General features: G+C 64.7%; 18 protein-coding genes. 7 read left to right on the forward strand and 11 right to left on the reverse strand.

Annotated elements, in window-relative coordinates:
* Position 1 precedes the first annotated feature (1 nt).
* The 7 genes from KVP70_RS00680 to KVP70_RS00710 all read right to left on the reverse strand — a co-directional run bounded on the left by KVP70_RS00680 (position 2) and on the right by KVP70_RS00710 (position 5939).
* Entirely contained in the window at positions 2-703 is a 702-nt protein-coding gene (locus tag KVP70_RS00680) for an ABC transporter ATP-binding protein (protein WP_217940103.1), read from the reverse strand.
* Positions 696-1454, reverse strand: coding sequence for an ABC transporter ATP-binding protein (locus tag KVP70_RS00685; protein WP_217940104.1), 759 nt, complete (start codon positions 1452-1454; stop codon positions 696-698). Before KVP70_RS00685 ends, KVP70_RS00680 begins: the two co-directional genes overlap by 8 nt.
* Positions 1451-2422, reverse strand: a complete 972-nt coding sequence (locus tag KVP70_RS00690) for a branched-chain amino acid ABC transporter permease (RefSeq protein WP_416053842.1) — start codon at positions 2420-2422, stop codon at positions 1451-1453. The genes KVP70_RS00685 and KVP70_RS00690 overlap by 4 nt, the downstream gene beginning before the upstream one ends.
* A 59-nt stretch (positions 2423-2481) precedes the next feature.
* A complete protein-coding gene (locus KVP70_RS00695; RefSeq protein ID WP_217940106.1) occupies positions 2482-3348 on the reverse strand; it encodes a branched-chain amino acid ABC transporter permease in 867 nt (288 codons plus the stop codon).
* Positions 3349-3418: 70 nt separating this feature from the next.
* Complete coding sequence (pcaF, locus tag KVP70_RS00700; RefSeq protein WP_217940107.1) at positions 3419-4621, reverse strand: 3-oxoadipyl-CoA thiolase; 1203 nt, start codon at positions 4619-4621, stop codon at positions 3419-3421.
* 11 nt (positions 4622-4632) lie between these two features.
* Entirely contained in the window at positions 4633-5277 is a 645-nt protein-coding gene (locus tag KVP70_RS00705; protein WP_217940108.1) for a CoA transferase subunit B, read from the reverse strand.
* Positions 5274-5939 (reverse strand): 3-oxoacid CoA-transferase subunit A, encoded by a 666-nt coding sequence (locus KVP70_RS00710; protein WP_217940109.1) that lies wholly within the window; start codon positions 5937-5939, stop codon positions 5274-5276. The genes KVP70_RS00705 and KVP70_RS00710 overlap by 4 nt, the downstream gene beginning before the upstream one ends.
* Before the next feature lie 135 nt (positions 5940-6074).
* Between KVP70_RS00710 and KVP70_RS00715 the strand changes: the two genes are divergently transcribed.
* Positions 6075-6914 (forward strand): IclR family transcriptional regulator domain-containing protein, encoded by an 840-nt coding sequence (locus KVP70_RS00715; protein WP_217940110.1) that lies wholly within the window; start codon positions 6075-6077, stop codon positions 6912-6914.
* On the opposite strand, the gene KVP70_RS00720 is transcribed toward KVP70_RS00715, so the two are convergent.
* Positions 6911-8002, reverse strand: a complete 1092-nt coding sequence (locus KVP70_RS00720; RefSeq protein ID WP_217940111.1) for a porin — start codon at positions 8000-8002, stop codon at positions 6911-6913. The two genes, KVP70_RS00715 and KVP70_RS00720, sit on opposite strands and share 4 nt — an antisense overlap.
* Positions 8003-8211: 209 nt before the next feature.
* Here KVP70_RS00720 and KVP70_RS00725 point away from each other — a divergent pair, with 209 nt between their 5' ends.
* Positions 8212-9387, forward strand: a complete 1176-nt coding sequence (locus KVP70_RS00725) for an ABC transporter substrate-binding protein (RefSeq protein ID WP_217940112.1) — start codon at positions 8212-8214, stop codon at positions 9385-9387.
* A 13-nt stretch (positions 9388-9400) separates the two neighbouring features.
* On the opposite strand, the gene KVP70_RS00730 is transcribed toward KVP70_RS00725, so the two are convergent.
* A complete protein-coding gene (locus tag KVP70_RS00730; RefSeq protein ID WP_217940113.1) occupies positions 9401-11128 on the reverse strand; it encodes a tannase/feruloyl esterase family alpha/beta hydrolase in 1728 nt (575 codons plus the stop codon).
* An 11-nt stretch (positions 11129-11139) separates the two neighbouring features.
* Positions 11140-12300, reverse strand: coding sequence for an ABC transporter substrate-binding protein (locus tag KVP70_RS00735; RefSeq protein WP_217940114.1), 1161 nt, complete (start codon positions 12298-12300; stop codon positions 11140-11142).
* A gap of 119 nt (positions 12301-12419) precedes the next feature.
* On the opposite strand from KVP70_RS00735, the gene KVP70_RS00740 reads away from it, so the two are divergent.
* Positions 12420-13466 (forward strand): RNA-guided endonuclease InsQ/TnpB family protein, encoded by a 1047-nt coding sequence (locus tag KVP70_RS00740; RefSeq protein ID WP_217940115.1) that lies wholly within the window; start codon positions 12420-12422, stop codon positions 13464-13466.
* 146 nt (positions 13467-13612) lie between these two features.
* On the forward strand, positions 13613-14104 hold the full coding sequence (locus tag KVP70_RS00745) for a MarR family winged helix-turn-helix transcriptional regulator (protein ID WP_229224498.1): 492 nt from the start codon (positions 13613-13615) through the stop codon (positions 14102-14104).
* Between the two features lie 7 nt (positions 14105-14111).
* On the opposite strand, the gene KVP70_RS00750 is transcribed toward KVP70_RS00745, so the two are convergent.
* Positions 14112-15917, reverse strand: a complete 1806-nt coding sequence (locus KVP70_RS00750; RefSeq protein WP_217940116.1) for a sigma-54-dependent Fis family transcriptional regulator — start codon at positions 15915-15917, stop codon at positions 14112-14114.
* Between the two features lie 290 nt (positions 15918-16207).
* Between KVP70_RS00750 and KVP70_RS00755 the strand changes: the two genes are divergently transcribed.
* The 3 genes from KVP70_RS00755 (at position 16208) to KVP70_RS00765 (ending at position 20235) form a co-directional block, all read left to right on the forward strand.
* On the forward strand, positions 16208-17677 hold the full coding sequence (locus tag KVP70_RS00755) for a benzaldehyde dehydrogenase (protein ID WP_217940117.1): 1470 nt from the start codon (positions 16208-16210) through the stop codon (positions 17675-17677).
* A 24-nt stretch (positions 17678-17701) separates the two neighbouring features.
* Positions 17702-18469: a coniferyl-alcohol dehydrogenase gene (locus tag KVP70_RS00760; RefSeq protein ID WP_217940118.1), complete on the forward strand. Its 768-nt coding sequence runs from the start codon at positions 17702-17704 to the stop codon at positions 18467-18469.
* A gap of 62 nt (positions 18470-18531) precedes the next feature.
* Positions 18532-20235, forward strand: coding sequence for a DUF1302 domain-containing protein (locus KVP70_RS00765; protein WP_217940119.1), 1704 nt, complete (start codon positions 18532-18534; stop codon positions 20233-20235).
* Positions 20236-20244: the final 9 nt, after the last annotated feature.

Below are 20244 nucleotides of genomic sequence, written 5' to 3' on the forward strand. Positions count from 1 at the left end.
ATCAGGCCACGGCGACCAGGCGATCCAGCTTGTCGCCGTCGGCCAGCAGGCTGGCGCTGTCCGAGTCATGCACGATGCGGCCGCGTTCGAGCACGATCGCGCGCTGGGTCAGCGACAACGCCAGCCGCGCATGCTGCTCCACCACGATCACCGACATGCCCTCCTCCTGCACCAACCGCCGTATCACCCGCACCAGTTCCTGCACGATGATCGGGGCCAGGCCCTCCATCGGTTCGTCCAGCAGCAGGATGCGCGGATTGGTCATCAGCGCGCGGGCGATCGCCACCATCTGCTGCTCGCCGCCGGACAACTGGTTGCCCATGTTGGCGCGGCGTTCGTGCAGGCGCGGGAAGATCTCGTAGACCTTTTGCAGGGTCCAGCGGCCGGGCCGCGCCACCACCGTCAGATGCTCCTCCACCGTCAATGATGGGAACATGAACCGTTCCTGCGGCACCCAGCCCAGCCCCGCGCGCGAGCGCCGGTGCGTGGGCATGCGCGCGATGTCGCTGCCGGCCCAGCGGATGCCGCCGCCGTGCAGGCGTGTCAATCCCATCAGCGTCACCAGCAGGCTGGTTTTGCCGACGCCGTTGCGGCCCAACAGCGCCAGGCTGTCGCCCTCGTTCAGCGCGAACGACACATCTTCCAGCACGATGGACTCGCCATAGCCGGCGGTGACTTTATCGAGCGCCAGTAATTCAGCCATGTTCGGCCTCCCCCAGATAGACTTCCTTGACGCGCGGGTCGGCCGCGATCTCCGCCGGCGTGCCCTCGGTCAGCACTTTGCCGCCCACCAGCACCGTGATGCGGTCGGCGAAGCGGAACACCAGTCCCATATCGTGCTCGATGAACAGCACCGTCACATCGCGCGGCAGCTGCGCCAATACTTCGAACAGCTCCTTGCTCTCCGCCTGCGGAATGCCGGCGGCCGGTTCGTCCAGCAGCAGGATGCGTGGTTTGGTGGCCAACGCCAGTGCGATTTCCACCAGCCGCTGCTTACCGTAAGCCATGCTACGCGTGACGCTGTTGGCCTGGTCGGTGAGCTTGAGCGTGGCCAGCAAGGCCATCGCCTCGTCGATCACGTCGACGTGCTTTGCCACCGTCTTGTACCAGACCGATTGCAGGCCGCGCCGCTCGCAGATCGCCAGCGCCACCGATTCCAGCACCGTCATGCCGGCGAACAGGGTGTTGAGCTGGAAGGTGCGCGTCATGCCGCGCCGTACCCGCTGGTGCTGCGGCAGGTGCGTGATGTCCTCGCCGCCGAGGTAGACCTTGCCGCTGCTGGGCATGAAGCCGCCGGTCAGCAGATTGATGAAGGTGGTCTTGCCGGCGCCATTGGGGCCGATCAGCGCATGGCGCGCGCCCGGCTCGAAGGTCAGGCTCACATCGCTGTTGGCGACGAACGGCCCCCAGCGCTTGGTCAGGCCTTCGGTGCGCAGTGTAATGTCCTGGCTCATGCCTGCTCCTTCCGTTTGAAACGCGATGCCATTTTTTCCAGTCCGCCCAGGATGCCGCCGCGCGCGAACAGCACGATCACCATCAACAGCAGGCCGATATAGAACTGCCAGTAAGCCGGATTGAGGCCGGCGATGTAATCCTGCGCCAGCATGAACACGGCGGCGCCGACCAGCGCGCCGTACAGGCGACCCGTCCCGCCCAGCACCAGCATGATCAACAGCTCGGCCGAACGCGGAAAGCCCAGCGAATCCAGCCCGACGAACTGGGTGGTCTGCGCCAGCAGCGCGCCCGCCAGGCCGGCCACCGTGGCGGCCAGCGTGAACACAGCCACCAGGCGGCGGTTGACGTCCACGCCCAGCGCGGGCATGCGGCGCGCGCCTTCGCGGATGCCGACCAGGCTCAGGCCGAACGGCGACTTCACCACCCGGCGCAGCACCACGAACACGATGAACAGCACGGCGAAGCTGTAGCAATAGGCCACGTTGCCGTTCAAATCGAACTCGAAGGCGCCGAACAATTTACCGACCATCATGCCGGACAAGCCATCGACGCCGCCGGTGAGGAAGGACGCCTTGTTGGCCGCCTCGAACAGCATCAGGCCTATGCCCAGCGTGACCATCAGGCGTGTCAAGTCCTGGCCGCGCACCACCAGGAAGGACATGATGAAGCCGAACAGGCCCGCCACCACGGCGCCGGCCAGCAGGCCGCTAAACGGCTCGCTCCAGCCATGCACCGACAGCAGCCCTGCCGTGTAGGCGCCCAGGCCGAAGAAGGCGGCATGGCCCAGCGAAACGATGCCGGCGTAGCCCAGCATCAAATCCAGCGACAGCGCGAACAGGCCGACGATCATGATCTGGCTGATCAAGACCAGATAGCCGGGGAAGGCGAAATACGCTGCCACCGGCAGCAGCCAGAAGGCGATTTCCAGCGGCGACCAGCGGTCGTCGGGCAAACGGAGAAGACTCATGCTCGGCACCTTGTTGACGGCGACGGGCGCCGGTTTGACTTCCGCTTCGGCGAAGGCGTTCATGCTTTCCTCCTGATCAGGCCTGCCGGGAACAGGATCAGCAGCACTACCATCAAGCCATAGATGACGAAGGCGCCAATCTGCGGCACATAGTATTTGCCCGCGACGTCGAACACGCCCAGTATCAGCGCCGCCAGCAGCGGGCCCTTGATGGTGCCGGCGCCGCCCACGGCGACCACCAGCAGGAAGTAGACCATGTACTTGATCGGGAAGGTCGGGTCCAGTCCCAGCACGTCGATACCCAGGCCTCCGCCCAGGCCGGCCAGGCCGGAACCGAGCGCGAAGGTCAGGCTGAACACCAGGCCGACGTTGATGCCCAGGCCGGCGGAGGCGGTTTGATTGTCCACCGACGCGCGGATCTGCGCACCGAAGCGGGTGCGCTCGATCAGCAGTCCCAAGGCCAGCGTGACCAGCACCACCACGCCTATCAGGAACAGGCGATAGGCGCCCACCTCAAGGCCAAACAGCGATACCTGTCCACGCAGCCAGTCCGGCAGCGTGACCGGCTGCTGCGACGGCCCAAACAGCCAGGTCGCACCGGCCACCGACATGAAGGTCAGGCCGATCGAGAACAGCACCTGATCCAGGTGGCTGGCGCGGTACAGGCGGCGGTACAGCAAGCGCTCCAGCACCAGCCCGGCCGCGGCGGAGGCCAGGAAAGCCAGCGGCAGCGAAGCCAGGAACGGCACGCCGAGCCGCGACAGCACCGTCACGCTGACATAGCCGCCCAACATGGCAAAGGCGCCGTGGGCGAGGTTAATGAAGTTCATCATGCCCATCGTGACCGACAGGCCGACGCTGATCAGGAACAGCAGGCTGCCGTAGGCGATGCCGTCGAACAGCACACCGGCGAAATTGGCTAGCATTTCCGCCTCCTCGTTTGAATTGTTTTATACATTTTTTTGTCTCCACTGCTACTCTACAAACTACATTGAATCACACTCTTTCGATAATCATCGCAATGCCCTGCCCCACGCCTATGCACATCGTGCAAAGTGCGTAGCGACCGCCGCTGCGATGCAGCTGGTAGGTCGCGGTGGTTACCAGGCGCGCGCCGCTCATGCCCAGCGGATGGCCCAGCGCGATGGCGCCGCCGTTGGGATTGATGCGGGCATCGTCGTCCCGCAGGCCGAGTTGGCGCAGCACGGCCAATCCCTGCGCGGCGAAGGCTTCATTCAGTTCGATGACGTCCATCTGCTCCAGCGTCAGGCCGGTCTGGCGCAACAGCTTTTGCACCGCAGGCACCGGGCCTATGCCCATCACGCGCGGCGCCACGCCGGCCGTCGCCATGCCGACGATGCGCGCCAGCGGTTTCAGGCCATGCCGCTTGGCCGCCTCGCCGCTGGCAATCAGCAGCGCGCAGGCGCCATCGTTGATGCCGGATGCATTGCCGGCGGTGACGCTGCCCTCGGGCCGCACCACGCCTTTCAGCTTGGCCAGCGCCTCGATGGTGGTGGCGCGCGGATGCTCGTCCTGCGCGAACACCAGAGGGTCGCCTTTCTTTTGTGGCAGCGACACCGGCACGATCTCGCGCTCGAAGATGCCTTCGGCGATGGCGATGGCGGTCTTGTTCTGGCTTGCCAGCGCAAACGCATCCTGGTCGACGCGGCTGACGCCATAATCCTGCGCGACGTTTTCCGCAGTCTCCGGCATGGTCTCGACGCCGTAGGCTTCCTTCAGCGCCTTGTTGATGAAGCGCCAGCCCATCGTCGTGTCCTGCAACGCCGCGTTGCGCGAGAACGCCGTATCGGGCTTGCCCATGACGAAAGGCGCGCGCGTCATCGATTCAACGCCGCCGGCGATCATCAGGCAGGCGTCGCCCGCCTGGATCGCCCGCGCCGCCGTGCCGATGGCGTCCATGCCGGAGCCGCATAGGCGGTTGACGGTGGAACCCGGCACCTCCTGCGGCAGTCCGGCCAGCAGCGCCGACATGCGCGCAACGTTGCGATTGTCTTCGCCGGCCTGGTTGGCGCAGCCATAGATCACGTCATCCACCTGATCCCACTGCACGTCGGGATTGCGGCGCATCAGTTCCCGCAGCGGCACCGCGCCCAGGTCATCGGCGCGCACGTCCTTCAGCGCGCCGCCGTAGCGGCCTATCGGTGTGCGCACGGCGTCGCAGATATATGCTTCGTTCATGTTGTCTCCTCTTATTTCAGCGGCAGCAAAGGCGCGCCGGTGGCGGCTTGCAGCTCTTCAAAACTCAACCCCGGCGCCATCTCGCGCACGACCAGCCCGGCCGGTGTCACATCCAGCACGGCCAGGTCGGTGTAGATGCGGTTGACGCAGGCCACGCCCGTCAGCGGATAGCTGCACTGGCTGACGACTTTGCTTTCACCGGTCTTGGTCTGGTGCTCCATCATGACGAACACCTGCTTGGCGCCGATCGCCAGGTCCATGGCGCCGCCGACGGCGGGTATCGCATCCGGCGCGCCGGTGTGCCAGTTGGCCAGGTCGCCGTTGGCCGCCACCTGGAAGGCGCCCAGCACGCACACGTCCAGGTGGCCGCCGCGCATCATGGCGAAGGAATCGCCGTGGTGGAAGTAGGCGCCGCCCGTCAGCAGCGTCACCGGCTGCTTGCCGGCGTTGATCAGGTCTTCGTCTTCCTCGCCAGGCGCCGGCGCCGGGCCCATGCCCAGCAGGCCGTTCTCGCTATGCAGGAATACTTCGCGCTCGGCCGGCAGGTGGTCCGCCACCTTGGTCGGCAGGCCGATGCCCAGGTTGACGTAGGCGCCTTCAGGGATGTCCTGTGCCACGCGGGCGGCCATCTGGTCGCGGGAATATTTGTTTGTCATGCCGCCTCCTGCACTACGCGCTGCACAAAGATGCCGGGAGTGATGATCGCTTCGGGATCGAGCTCGCCCAGCGCCACCACCTGCCGCACCTGGGCGATGGTGGTCTTGGCCGCCATCGCCATGATGGGGCCGAAGTTGCGCGCCGTCTTGCGGTACACCAGGTTGCCCCAGCGGTCGCCGCGCAAGGCCTTGATCAGCGCGAAGTCCGCATGGATCGGCGATTCCAGCACATAGTGGCGGCCGTCGATCAGGCGCGTCTCCTTGCCCTCGGCCAGCAGCGTGCCGTAGCCGGTCGGCGAGAAGAAACCGCCGATGCCGGCGCCGGCGGCGCGGATGCGTTCCGCCAGGTTGCCTTGCGGGGTCAGTTCCAGCTCGATCTCGCCGGCGCGGTACAGCGCGTCGAAATGATGGGAGTCGGCCTGGCGCGGGAACGAGCAGATGATCTTGCGCACCCGTTTGGCCTCGAGCAGCGCGGCCAGTCCCGTTTCGCCGTTGCCGGCGTTGTTGTTGACGATGGTGAGGTCGCGCGCGCCCTGCGCGATCAGCGCGTCGATCAGCGCGGACGGCATGCCGGCGTTGCCGAAGCCGCCGATCATGACCGTCGCGCCGTCGTGGATGTCAGCCACGGCGCCCTCCAGTGATGCAAAAGTTTTGTCGATCATATGCCTGCCTTTTAAGTTCAATGTGCGATAATCGAACTAATGATTGATTACCGCACATCCAGTGTAGCAACGTAATCGCGCCACGGTCAACAAAAAAACACCTATCGAACTTGCCTACTGCATTAAAATCACGCCATGTCCAAGACCACCAAACCTAAAACCAGCGTCGCCGAGGCTGAGCCGGAGCACGAACCAAGCATCTCCGAACAGATCGACGCGCTGACCGATCCCAGTTTCATGACCTCGCTGGCGCGCGGCCTGGCCGTGGTGCGCGCCTTCAGCGATTCGCGCAAGCCGCAGACCATCGCCAACATCAGCCAGAAAACCGGCATTCCGCGCGCCGCCGTGCGGCGCTGCCTGCATACGTTGCGCGAACTGGGTTATGTGGATGCGGAATTGAACAATTTTTCGCTGCGTCCCAAGGTGCTAACGCTGGGTTATTCCTACCTGTCGTCGACGCCGTTGACGGTGTCGGCCCAGCCCTACCTGAACAACATCAGCCGCGCGCTGAACGAATCGAGCTCGCTGGCGGTGCTGGACGACGACGAAGTGCTCTACGTGGCGCGTGCCGCCACCTCGCGCGTGATGTCGGTGGCGCTCAACACCGGCAGCCGCCTGCCCGCCTACTGCACCTCGCTGGGCCGCGTGATGCTGGCGCACCTGCCGCCGGCGGAGCTGGACCAGTACCTGGCCCGCACCGCGCTGCGGCCGATGACCGAAAACACGGTGGTCAACCAGAAGCGCCTGCGCGAGATCCTGGCCGGCGTGCGCCAGGCTGGCTATGCCGTCAATGACGAGGAACTGGAACTGGGTCTGCGCTCGATCGCGGTGCCGGTGCGCGGCGCGTCCGGCACGGTGCTGGCGGCGCTGAACGTGGGCGCGCAAGCGTCGCGCGTCAGCGTCAAGCAACTGGAAAAAGAGTTCCTGCCCGTGCTGCTGCGCGGCGCCCAGGAACTCTCGATACTGCTGCCTTAGAAGCTGTGACGCAGGCCGGCCATGACGCCGTTCTGCGTCAGGCCTGCGCCGACGGTGCCGCCCGCATCCAGCGCCACTGCCGATGCGCCGGAATTCTGCATGCGGCCCAGCGCTCCATACACGGCGGTGCGCTTCGACAGGTAGTAGGTCAAGCGGGCCACCACCATGTTGGCATCCGAGCTGCTGTTCTTGGTATCGCGGCGCGCCACCTGCACATCCAGCGTGGACAGCGGCGTCACCGGATAGCTCACCCCCAGGAAGTACAGGTCCGACTCGGTCACGCCGGTGACAGCGCGCGTGGTGCGGTCGACGATGCCGCCACCGATCTTGGCCGCGCCCACCTTGGCATAGCCGTTGACGGTGATGCGCTTGTCGCTGTTGTCGCTGCTGGTCAGGCCGCCGGCCGCGCCGACGTTGCCGTACATGATGTCGTAGGAAGTGTTCAGGCCATATTCCGGGGTCTCGTAGCCCACCATGCCGGTGATCTGGCGGCAGGCCTTGGAGTTGCCGGCCACCTCGCCAGGGCAGCCGGTGGCGGCAGGACCGCCCGCGGCCGACGCATCGCGCCCGGTGCTGTAGGTGGCGCCAACCACGAAGTTATTGAAGTTGCCCAGGTAGCCGATGGCGTTGTCGCTGCGCGCGTTCGGCAGGTAAGCATCGATGCTGCCGATCGCGAACAGGTTAGGCCCCAGCACGTCGCCCTTCATCGAGGCGATATAGGTCATGTTGATCTGGCGGCCCAGCGTCACCGTGCCGAACGCACCCTTCAAGCCCACCGACGCCTGGCGGCCGAACAGGCGGTTGCCCTGCCCCATGGTGCCGGTGTCCATCGACAGTCCCATCTCCAGCGTGAACACGGCCTGCAGGCCGTCACCCAGGTCTTCGGCGCCGCGGAAGCCCAGGCGCGAAGGGAAGGAACCGGTCAGCGACGGCATCTTGGTGATGCTGGCGCCGGCGGCATTGGCGTTGGTCGTATAGACCAGGCCTGTGTCTACAAGGCCGTACACCGTGACGCTGCTTTGCGCCATGGCGCCGGTTGCGCTGACCCCAGCCAGCAGCGCCGCAGCGCATCGGATTGCGTTCTTCATTCCAGTCTCCTGTTGTTATTGAATACGTGATTTTTAATGATGTGCGATTATCGAACAATAGGTTGTTAATCGCACATAGATTGGATACTATGCAGGAAGCGCGGCGCTGTCAACCAACGCCGCGTGGCAGAATTGAGTCCCGCCACCGCATCCACTAGCCGCGCCGGGCCATTCTTCATAGAGAAAACAGAAACGCACAGGAGACCAGCATGACGTTGAAAAAATTTGTAGCAATCGCGACACTCGCCACCACCGCGTGGTCGGCGATGCCGCTGGCGCAGGCCCAGGACACCATCAAGATCGGCGTGATCGCCGCCTTCTCCGGCCCCTTCGCCGATTACGGCAAGCAGATGGAGGGCGGCATCAAGGCGTGGATGGCGCAGAACGGCGCCACGGTGGCTGGCAAGAAGATCGAAATCATCTACAAGGACACCACCGGTCCCTCGCCCGAAATCGCCAAGCGGCTGGCGCAGGAGCTGGTGGTGCGCGACAAGGTCGACTTCCTGGCCGGCTTCGGCCTGACGCCGGAAGCGCTGGCCGTGGCCCCCATCGCCGAGCAGGCGAAGAAGCCGATGATCATCATGAACGCCGCCACTTCCGTCATCACCACCAAGTCCAACTACATCGCGCGCTTTTCGATGACGCTGCCGCAAATCTCCGCGCCGATGGCGACGTGGGCGGCAAAGAACAACATCAAGAAAGTGGTCACGCTGGTGGCGGACTACGGCCCCGGCATCGACGCCGAAACGGCGTTCAAGAATGAACTGGTCAAAGGCGGCGGCGCTGTGACCGAAGCGATCCGCGTCCCGCTGCGTAATCCTGAATTCGCGCCCTATATCCAGCGCATCAAGGACGCCAAGCCGGATGCGGTGTTCATCTTCGTTCCGGCCGGCGAGCAAGGCATCGCCTTCATGAAGGGCTACCGCGAGCGCGGACTGGCCGCGGCGGGCATCAAGGTCATCGCCACCGGCGACCTGACCGACGACCACGTGCTGCCGGCCATGGGCGACGCCACGCTGGGCGTGATCACCACCTTCCACTATTCGGCCGCGCACAAGTCGCCGGAGAACACCGCCTTCCTGAAGAGTTTTGCGACCGCCAATCCGGGCGCGGGACGTCCGAACTTCATGGCCGTGGCGGCGTATGACGGCATGGCGGCGATCTACGAGGTGACGCGCAAATTGAACGGCAAGATCGACGGCGACCAAGCCATGGCCATCCTGAAGACCATGCAGCTCAACAGCCCGCGCGGACCGATCAGCATCGATCCGCAAACCCGAGACATCGTGCAGACGGTCTATGTGCGCAAGGTCGAAAAGGTTGGCAGCGAATTCTATAACGTCGAATTCGACCAGTTCACCAACCAGAAAGACCCAGGCAAGTAAGTCGTCCGCCCTGCTACTTGCAGCTGAAGCTGGCCGCATCTTCGATACTGCCGCTGCCGTTGTACTTCGCCACCTGCGGATAAGGGCACAGCGGCCGGGTGCGCGTCGCCGACCACGAAGCCGGCACGTCGGCATTGGCGCCGCCGGCGTTGCCGGGGCCACGCGCACTTGCCACAACGCGTTCCGGCGCCTGCCCCTTCTCCACCCAGCTCACCAATGGCGTCAACATGTCGAACTGGTCGGTGGACGGACCGCCGGAACAATGGTTCATGCCCGGCACCCGGAAGAAGCGCGCAAAGCCGGAGGCGTCGCCGCCGTTGGCCGCGCGCAGATTGTCGTACCACGCCGTGGTGTCGTCGCTGGAGAAGATCGGGTCGCTGGTGCCGTGGTACAGCATCATCTTGGCGCCGCGGTTCTTTATGGCGCTGTAGTCCGTCAGATGCGGCGGCAGCATGAAGGACATCGCGCTTTCGGTATAAACACCGTCGGTCGCCGCGACCTGCGCCAGCAGCGTGTCGATGCTGGATGTCAGCGCGAAGCTGGCGCCGTTGAAGGTGGCCGGATTCACGGGCGGCACCTTCCAGATCATCGCCACCGCACCCGAGTCGAGCTGCAATGGACTGAAGAACTTCCAGAACGCCCAGTTTCCGGTTCCCAGGCCCGAGTCGTATGGGAAGCTTGAATAGAACTTGCTCTTGGCGCTGGTGACGGCGCCCGTGAACAACTGCCCGATTGCCGTCTTCTGCGCGGTGCTGAGACAGCTGCCGTCGCGGCCTTGCGCGCCGCAGGACGGCACGTCGCGCTCCAGGCTGAAGGCTGCCTGGCAGGCCCCGGTGTCCTGCACCATGCCGTCCTTAACGCCGTCCAGCGCATCGCACTTGTCCAGCACCGCGTTCGACACCAGCGCGCGTTCGGCCGCCGTAAAGCCGGTCGACAGGTCGCCCGGCGTAGTCGCCAGCGCCGCATAGGACTGGCCGCCGGCGATGTTGGCGATCGCCGCCAACGGCAGCCGGAAGCCGGGATCGCCGACCAGATAGCCGTCGAACTGTTCGCCGTAGCGGGACGCCACCACCATGGTGTGACGGCCGCCGTTGGAACAGCCGCCGAAATAGGAACGATCCGGACCTTTGCCGTAGGCGGTCTGGATCACGCTCTTGGCCATCGGCGCCAGCTTGGCCGAAGCCTGGTAACCATAGTCCAGGCGCGCCTGCGGATCGAGACCAAACAAAGGCGTCGCCGCCCCGTGGCCCGCATCGGAACTGATCACCGCAAAGCCCTGGTTCAATGCGCTGTCCAACTGCCCGCCGCCGCCGACCTCTCCGACCGCCGTGAGCACCGAGCCATCCAGGCCACCATTGGCCTGGTAGAAAAAGCGCCCGTTCCAATCCACCGGCAGGCGCATCTCGAAACCGATCGCGTAGTTCTGTCCATCTACCGGACCACCCCGCTGGTACATGGATCCCTTTACCAGGCAATGTGCCGGCACCGGCTTGCCTGCGATCGTCAGCACACCCGCAGCCACCGAGGCCGCGCTGGCAATCGTCGTATTGGGATAGGCGATCTCGCCGGCCAAATCCGCACAACCAGCCAGCTTGGCGCCGCCAGCCACAGCCAACTGCGGCAACGCCACCGAGGCGTTGGGAACCGTGCCGCCATCTCCCCCGCAGGCACCCAGGGCTATCGCCGACAGGCAAAGCGCCCCCAGCGGCGCGCCGTTCAAGACACGTCGTTCGTTCATCATGAGGAGTCTCCTTAGTTGGGGCTGACGTCGCGCAGCACGGCGATCGGTTCGTTCACCAGCTTGCCGTTGACCTTCTTCACTTCGCGGATGTACATGTTCTGCACGATGTCGCGCGTGGCAGGGTCGATGCTGATCGGTCCACGCGGACTGTCGCGCTTCATCCCGGCGAGCACCTGCATCGCCTTGTCGCCATTGACGGCGCCGCCGAGTTTGCGGACCGTCTCGTAGATCATGCCCATCGTGTCGTAGGCCGCCACCGTGACGAAGGTGGCCGGCGGACGGCCCGGGTTGGCCTGCGCGTAGGATTTGAGGAAGGCCTTGTTCGTGTCGTTGTCCAGCGTGGGCGCGTAGTTCAGCACCGTTACCGCACCCAGCGCGCGGTCGCCCAGCGCCTCCAGCGTAGGGGTTTCGCTGGTCATGTCGCCGACTCCGAGGAACTTGATGCCCGCCTTGTCCAGGCCCTTGTCGCTGAAGGCTTTCAGCAGGCCGATGCCGTCCTCCACGCCAGGCGCGAAGAAGAACAGCGCGTCCGGCTTTTCATCCTTGATGCGCTGAATGAACGGGGAATAGTCAGGATTGGCCAGCGGCGCCCGCGCCGAGCCCACTACCTTGCCGCCGCCGGCGTTGAACTCCTTGGTGAAGCGCGCCTCCGCATCCAGCCCGGTGCTGTAGTCGCTGACCAGCGTGTAGACTTTGCCGATCTTGTTCTTTGCCGTCCAGGCGCCGAATGGTCCGGTCATCTGATGCATGGTCATGCTGGTGCGCAGCATGTACGGCGACTTGGTGGTGATGCCGTTGGTGACCGCGTTCATGACGATCATCGGCATCTTGGCCTGCGTGGCGATGGGCGCTACCGCCATCGCGCTCGGCGTCAGCGAGAAACCGATCAGGAAGCTCACGTGGTCTCGCGTGATCAGCTCCTGGGCGGCCCGCTTGGACTGGTCGACATTGGTGCCGCCGTCGTCGCGGTAGATGATCTCGATCTTCCTGCCGGCCACCTGGTCGCCATATTGCAGCATATAGGTCTTGATGCCGTCCTCGAACGGCTTGCCGGTGTTGGCGAACGGCCCGGTGAGCGCGGCAATGACGCCGATGCGGATGGGTTCATCGGCCAAGGCCTGGCCGGCCAACAGTATGGTGAAAAGTACGGCAATAGGTGCGCAGCGTTTCATCAGATTTGCTCCGAGAAACCTCGTCCTTCAGGGCGAGGAGTGAAAGGGACCGACTCCTTGGGAGTCGATGCGAGAGAAGAAAATATGGAACTCATGCGTTCCGTAGTGGTCAAATAAATATGAAACTGGTCTACCGATATCGCGTCAAATCCTTGACCGGCCTGCTGAACCAGCAAGCACGGACGGTCAATTTCGTCTGGAACTACTGCAACGACCGGCAAAAGGATGCGTTGCGCTTCTGCCGGCGCTGGCATACGGGATTTGACCTGATCAAGCTGACCACCGGTTGCTCCAAAGAGCTTGGTCTGCATTCGGGCACGGTCAACGACATCTGCCAGCGCTACGCCAACTCGCGCGCCATGTCGCACCGGCCTTACCTGCGCTATCGCGGCCGCAAAGCGATGGGCTGGGTGCCGTTGAAGGGACGTGAGCTCAAGCGCGAAGGCAACGCCTTCCGGTTTGCCGGCCGCACATTTCGTGTGTTTTACTCGCGCCCTCTGCCGGAAGGGAAAATCCTCGATGGCACCAACTTTTCGCGCGACCGGCGCGGCAACTGGTTTCTCAATATTGTCGTCGAGGTGGAACCGGCACCGGTTCGCGCCCCCGCACGCGGGGTCGGTATCGATCTCGGCCTGAAGATGCTGGCGACTTTGAGCGACGGCAGCACCATCGAAGCGCCTCGCTTTTACCGGGAAGCCGAGGCGGCGCTGGCGTGTGCCCAGCGCGCGCGCAAGAAGCGGCGGACCAAGGCCATCCACGCCAAGATCGCCAACCGCAGGCTCAATTTTCTGCACACCCGTACCAGCGCGATCATCGCCGCCTTCGACTATATCGTGGTCGGCAACGTCAATGCGCAGGGACTCGCCCAAACCAGCATGGCGAAGTCGGTCTACGATGTCGGCTGGTCGTCCTTCCGTACACAACTGGCGTACAAGGCTGTTAAGCATGGCGCCTGGTTCGAGGAAGTCGACGAACGTTTCACCACCCAGGTCTGCTCGCATTGTGGTGCATTGCCCGATACGAGGCCAACCGGTATCGCAGACCTTGGAGTAAGAGAGTGGTGCTGTAGCGATTGCGGTGCTGTACATGATCGTGATCTCAATGCTGCGGTCAATATTCTCCGTCGCGGACGTGCGACGCTAGCGGTAGGAATCTCCGCTCTATAGGGCGGAGAGGACGTCAACGTGTCTCCTCGATGGTTGGTGTTGAGATAATTAGTTATGTCTTATAATGATTATAGACTATACGCATTTTCGCGACATTGCAAGCAGCAGGATGGCCGGAGGGGCGCTTTCTTTGTTAGAATCGGACCATGACCACGCAGCCCAAAAAAAAGAAACCAACATTGATCGACGCCGTCCAGGAGGCGGCGGAGCAGCCGCTGGACCAGAGCATGCTCCTGGGCCTGGTGGGCTATAACTGTCGCCGCGCCTACATCAACATCCTGCCGTTGTTTGAAAAGCGGATGGCGAAGTACGAGCTGCGGCCGGTGGATTTCAGTGTATTGAGCCTGTTGAAGGCGAATCCCAACATCAACCAGAAACGGCTGTCGGATGCGGTGAACGTGTCGCCGCCCAACCTCGCCATCCTGCTCGACAGGCTGCAGGAACGGGGACTGCTGCTGCGCCAGCGTAGCCCGCTGGACCGGCGCTCGCAGACGCTTGCGCTGACGCCCGCAGGCCTGAGCATGTGCGCCAAGGCGGAAAAGACCGCCAGCGAGTTGGAAGTGGATGCGACGTCCGCGCTGACCGACGCCGAGCGCGCGCAGCTCGTCAAGCTGCTGCAGAAGATCTACCTGCAGTGACCGGGCTTCAGCCCTGCTGGAGCTTCTTCATCCGGTAGGATAGCTGCGGTCGCGTCAAGCCCAGCGTGCGCGCCGCCGCCGACAGGTTGCCGTCGGCCCGCTTCACCGCCGCCAGTATCAGCGTGCTTTCCAGATTGTCCAGCGACCAGTCCTGCTCATGTTCCGACGCTTGCCGCAACATCTCGGGCAGCACGTCAAGCAGCGACCCGGCGGGGGCAGCCGGTGGCGCGGCTGTTTCGTGGCTGGTCAGGCGTCCGGTCTGGGCCAGCGAAAAATACGAAGTCCGCGATTCTTCTCCGCTGGTGAACAGGTGCGGCAAATCGATGGGGCCATCCTCGTCGGCGTAGATCACGCCGCGCTCCACCAGGTTTTGCAGCTCGCGGATATTACCGGGGAAGTCGTAATTGAGCAGCGCATCGACCGCGCGCGCCGTGAAGCCGGTCACGCGGCGCTGGTGCTTCTGGCCGTAGTGACGCATGAAGTAACCCATCAACAGCGGGATGTCGTCGCGCCGGTCGCGTAGCGGCGGCAGGCGGATCGGGAACACGTTCAGGCGGAAGAACAGGTCTTCGCGGAAGCGGCCCTGGCGGATCTCGTCGCGCAGATCGACGTTGGTGGCCGCCACCAGCCGCACGTCCACCTTCACGCTGCGCACGCCCCCTACCCGTTCGATCTCGCCCTCCTGCAGCGCGCGCAGCAGCTTGCCCTGCGCCACCAGGCTTAGCGTGCCTATCTCGTCGAGGAACAGCGTGCCGCCGGATGCGCGCTCGAAGCGGCCGGGCCGCGACTGGCTGGCGCCGGTGAAGGCGCCACGCTCCACGCCGAACAGTTCCGACTCGATCAGCGTCTCGGGAATCGCCGCACAGTTGACCGCAACGAAAGGCTGCTCCTTGCGGGCGCCGATCTGGTGCAGCATGTAGGCGAACAGCTCCTTGCCGACACCCGACTCGCCGGTGAACAGCACCGTGGCGGCGGTCGGCGCCACACGCTTGAGCATATGGCAGGCCGCGTTGAAGGCCGATGACACGCCGACCATTTCCTTGTCTCCGTACGGACGCCCGTCATCTCCCGGCAGCACCGCCGCCTGCTGATGCTGCCCCGGCCCGCCGTAAGCGGTGGTGCTGACGAACGATTCCGCGTTCAGGAAGCGCAGGTCTTCCTCCACATTGTCCCATTCGTCGGCGGGCTTGCCGATCAGGCGGCAGTGCTTGTGACCCATCGCCGTGCACTCGACCTCGCGGTAGATGGTCAGCCGTCCGATCATCGCGCTGGTGTAGCCGATTGCGTAGCCGGTCTGCATCCAGCACGCCGGCTCCGTGCCGACGCCGAAATCGGCGGTATGCACCTCGGCCTCGCTGGAATGGTGCCACAGGAATTCACCGTGGTAGGTGCCGCGTTCGAAGTCGAATTCAAAATGCAGCGGCTCGACCTTGACCGCGCCTTCCAGCGAATGCATGCGCGGCCCGGCCGCGAACAGCGAGCCGGGTTCGGCGTCGGGCCAGCGCTCGCGCAGCAGCTGCGCATCGCGCGCGCCGGCCGAATAGCCTACTCGTGTCAGCAGGCCACGCGTGCGTTCCGGGCCTATGCTCTCCAGCAGTTCGCGCCGCATCGCTCCCAACGACGAAATGTGCAGCAGCTGCATGCGCTGGCCGTTGAGCCAGATACGGCCATCGCCGGGCGAGAAGTGCAGGCTTTGCGTCAAGTCTTCCAGCGTAGGCGCCGCGCCGGCTTTCAAGTGCTGGCTGTCGCCCTGCGCCAGCACCTTGCCGGCGCGCGACATCTCCGCCAGCGACACGCGAGGAGGTTTGCTCATGTCTCTACTTTCGTCATCGTTCACCAAATCATACATCGGCAGTTCTCCCATTTGATCATTTCATCAATCGCCGGCTCATCTTCTTTTTGCTGCGCTGCGCTGCGTCGAACCATCGAATGCGGCACCGGCGCCCAGCGTAGACGCCACATGGTGCGCCGCAATAAGCACAGTGCACAAAGAGCTGGCACATAACTTGTAATAGCTAAGGCAAGAGCGGTAAGCAGACCATCATGCAACTAGCGTGCTAGCAGGCTGACTTCCCCACCCACCCATCATCAAAAGGAGACAGCATGAACAACGCGAATGCGCTTTTGCACCCATCGATCTGGCAGGGCCTCATCTTCAACGGCGACTGGATCGCCGCCCAAGGCGGCAGCCACACCTTCGCCGAACCCGCGACCGGCGAACAGCTGGGCCGCGTAGGCCTGGCCAACGCCGACGACGTGGCGCGCGCCGCCACGCAAGCACGTGCAGCGCAGGCCGCGTGGGCCACCAGCGACTACAAGGAACGCGCCGCCATCTTCCGCCGCGCGGCAGCCGTCATCGTCGAACACCTCGACGAACTGGCCACATGGATCATGCGGGAGACCGGCGCGATCCGCGCCAAGGCCGATCACGAACTGCGCGAAGCCGGCGCCCACCTGCTGGAAGCGGCGGCGATGCTCACCCAGCCCAAGGGCCAGCTGCTGGCCTCCGCCAGCGGCGAGATGAGCATCGCACGACGCGTGCCGCACGGCGTCATCGGCGTAATCTCGCCGTTCAACTTCCCGCTGATCCTGTCGATCCGCTCAATCGCGCCGGCACTGGCGACCGGCAACGCCGTGGTCCACAAGCCGGACCTGCAAACGCCGGTCAGCGGCGGCGTGCTGATCGCCCGCGTCTTCGAAGCGGCCGGCCTGCCTAAAGGCCTGCTGCACGTGCTGCCCGGCGCCGCCGAAGCGGGACAGGCGATGTGCAGCCATCCCGACATCGCCATGATCGCCTTCACCGGCTCGACCGCGGTCGGCCGCAGTGTCGGCGAACTGGCGGGCCGCAACCTGAAGAAAATGTCGCTGGAACTGGGCGGCAAGAACTCGCTGATCATCCTCGACGACGCCGATCCCGATATCGCCGCCGCCGCCGTGGCCTGGGGCGCGTATCTGCACCAAGGCCAGATCTGCATGGCCTCCGGCCGCATCCTGCTCCAGCGTGGCATCGCCGACGCCGTCATCGAACGCCTGGTGGCCAAGGCCAAACATCTTCCGGTGGGCGATCCGATGAGCGGCAAGGTGGCGCTTGGGCCGCTGATCAACGCGCGCCAGGTGCAGCGCGTGCACGCCATCGTGCAGGACAGCGTGGCCGCCGGCGCCACGCTGCTGGCCGGCGGCACCTACGAGAACCAGTTCTACCAGCCCACCGTGCTGACCGGCGTGCGCCCCGGCATGCGCAGCTTCGAAGAGGAGCTGTTCGGCCCTGTGGCCTCGGTCACCGTGTTCGACACCGACCAGGAAGCCATCGCGCTGGCCTCCGCCACCACCGGTTGCCTGGCGCTGGGCGTGATCACGCCGACGCTGGCGCGCGCCATGTTCATCGTCGACCGTGTGCCGGCCGGCCATGCCCACATCAACGACCAGACCGTGGTGGCCGAAGCGCACGCGCCGTTCGGCGGCGGCGGCACCTCGGGCAACGGCGGCCGTCACGGCGGCACCTCCGACTGGGACGAGTTCACCCAGTGGCAGTGGCTGACGGTGAAGACCGAAGCGCCGCGCTATCCCTTCTAACGCCTATACCAACAAGGAAACCACATGAAGCTACGTAACAAAACCATCGTCGTCACCGGCGCAGCATCCGGCATCGGCGCCGAAGTGGCGCGCCTGGCGCGCTTCGAAGGCGCCACCGTGATCGGCATGGACCGCACCGAGCCAGGCCTGACGCTGGATGGATTCATCTCCGTCGACCTGGGCCAGCCCGCCAGCATCGACGCCGCCGTCGCCCAGCTGCCGCAGCGCGTGGACGCGCTGTGCAATATCGCCGGCGTGCCCGGCACCGCCGATCCGGCCCTGCTGGCGCGGGTCAACTACCTCGGCCTGCGCCACCTGACCGAAGCCGTGCTGCCGCGCATGCCGGCCGGCGGCGCCATCGTCAACGTCGCCTCCATCCTGGGCGCGGAATGGCCGGAGCGGCTAGCGCTGCACAAACAGCTGGCCGCCGTCCGTGGCTTTACCGAAGGCCAGGCCTGGCTTGACGCACATCCCGTTCCAGCCGACACCTGCTACCAATATTTCAAGGAGGCGCTGATCGTCTGGACCTACGTCCAATCGCAGAAATGGTTCCTGCAGCATTCGGTACGCATGAACAGCGTGGCGCCCGGCCCCGTCTTCACGCCGATCCTGGGCGACTTCGTGTCCATGCTGGGCGAGGAACGCGTGCAGCGCGACGCCCACCGCATGAAGCGCCCGGCCTACGCCGACGAAGTGGCCGCCGTCATTGGCTTCCTGTGCAGCGACGAATCGCGCTGGATCAGCGGCGTCAACCTGCCCATCGACGGAGGACTGGCTTCGACCTTTATCTGATGCCTGTCATCCGCCCGGCCGCGCGTTAGCGGCCAACCAAAACTATAACTAGGAGACTGACAATGCAAGCGAACAAACGCCTGAGTCCAACCCTGTTGGCATTGGCCGTGGCGGCCGCCATGCCGGCCGCCCACGCCTTCGAGTTCGAGACCGACAATCCCGATCTCAAGATCAGCTGGAACAACACCTTCAAGTACAGCAGCGCCTACCGCCTCAAGGACGCCGACGCGCGCCTGCTGGCGGGCGGCTATCCTTCGTCCGGCGCTGGCGACTTCACCGGCTATAACCTCGACGACGGCAACCAGAACTTCCGCCGCAAGGGCATCGTCTCCAGCCGCGTCGACTGGCTGTCCGAGTTGGACGTCGGCACCCGCAACCTGGGCATGCGCATCAGCGCCGCCGCCTGGTACGACAGCTCCTACACCGGCAGCAACGACAACGCCTCCGCTTCCAGCAACGCCGTCACGCTGACTGGCAAGGCCGGCAACACCTTCGCCGAGGGCACCCGCCTGCTCCACGGCCGCAACGCCGAACTGCTGGACGCCTTCGTCTTCGCCAAGGGTTCATTGGGCGAGCTGCCCGGCACCGTGCGCGTCGGCCGCCACACGCTGCAATATGGCGAGAGCCTGTTCTTCGGCGCCAACGGCATCGCCAACGCGCAGGGACCGGTGGACCTGGTCAAGCTGCTTAGCGTGCCGGGCGCGCAGTTCAAGGAGATCCTGCGGCCGGTTAATCAGGTATCGGGCCAGTTGCAGGTGCTGCCAAATGTGTCGATCGGCGGCTACTACCAGTTCGAATGGCGCCCGACCCAGATCCCGGGCGTCGGCAGCTACCTCAGTTCCTACGACGCCGCCGGCGCCGGCAGCAGCGCCTTCCTGGTGGCGCCGACCAACAGCGGCGCGCCGGCCTTCTACACCGTCGCCGACCTGAAGGCCAAGAATTCGGGCCAGGGCGGCATGCAGATCAAGTTCTCGCCGGCCGGCTCGGACGTCGAATACGGGTTCTACGCGGCCCGCTATCACGACAAGACCCCCTACTTCTACCTGGGCTTCAAGCCCGGCTTCCCGCCCGGCGCGCCGTCCACCGTGCAGGCCGTGTACGCGGAAGGCATCCGTACCTTCGGCGCCAGCGCCAGCACCGTGCTGCTGGGCGCGAACGTGGCGGCCGAGGTCTCGGTACGCCGCAACACGCCGCTGGTCAGCGATCCAACGCCGAACTTCCTGTCGCGCGCCGGCACCGGCGTGTTCGCCGACAACAGCGGCAATCCTGCCTACGCGGTCGGCAATACGGCGCACGTCAACCTGTCGGCGATCTACGTCATGCCGACCAACCCGTTGTTCCAGGGCGCTTCGCTGCTGGGCGAACTGGCGTGGAACCGCGCCACCAGCGTCACGTGGCAAGGCTCGCTCGATCCGAACACCACGCGCGACGCCACCTCGGCGCGCATGATCTTCGAGCCGGCCTACTACCAGGTGATCAATGGCCTCGACCTGTCGATCCCGATCGGCGTCGGCTACAACATCGACGGCCGCTCGCGCGCCGTGTTCAACTTCAACGGCGGCAGCTCGCACGGCGGCGACTTCAATATCGGCGTCAACGCCACCTACCACCAGGACTGGAAGTTCGGCATCAGCTACGTGCGCTTCCTCGGCGCGGCAGGCACCTTCCTGAAAAATAATCCGGGCACCAACACGCCCATCCTGAGCTTCGCCCAGTCGCTGGCGGACCGCGATTACATCTCCTTCAACATCAAACGCGCATTCTAAGGACAAAAC

The organism is Duganella violaceipulchra, from assembly GCF_019166075.1.
In the GTDB taxonomy this organism is placed as follows: domain Bacteria; phylum Pseudomonadota; class Gammaproteobacteria; order Burkholderiales; family Burkholderiaceae_D; genus Rugamonas; species Rugamonas violaceipulchra.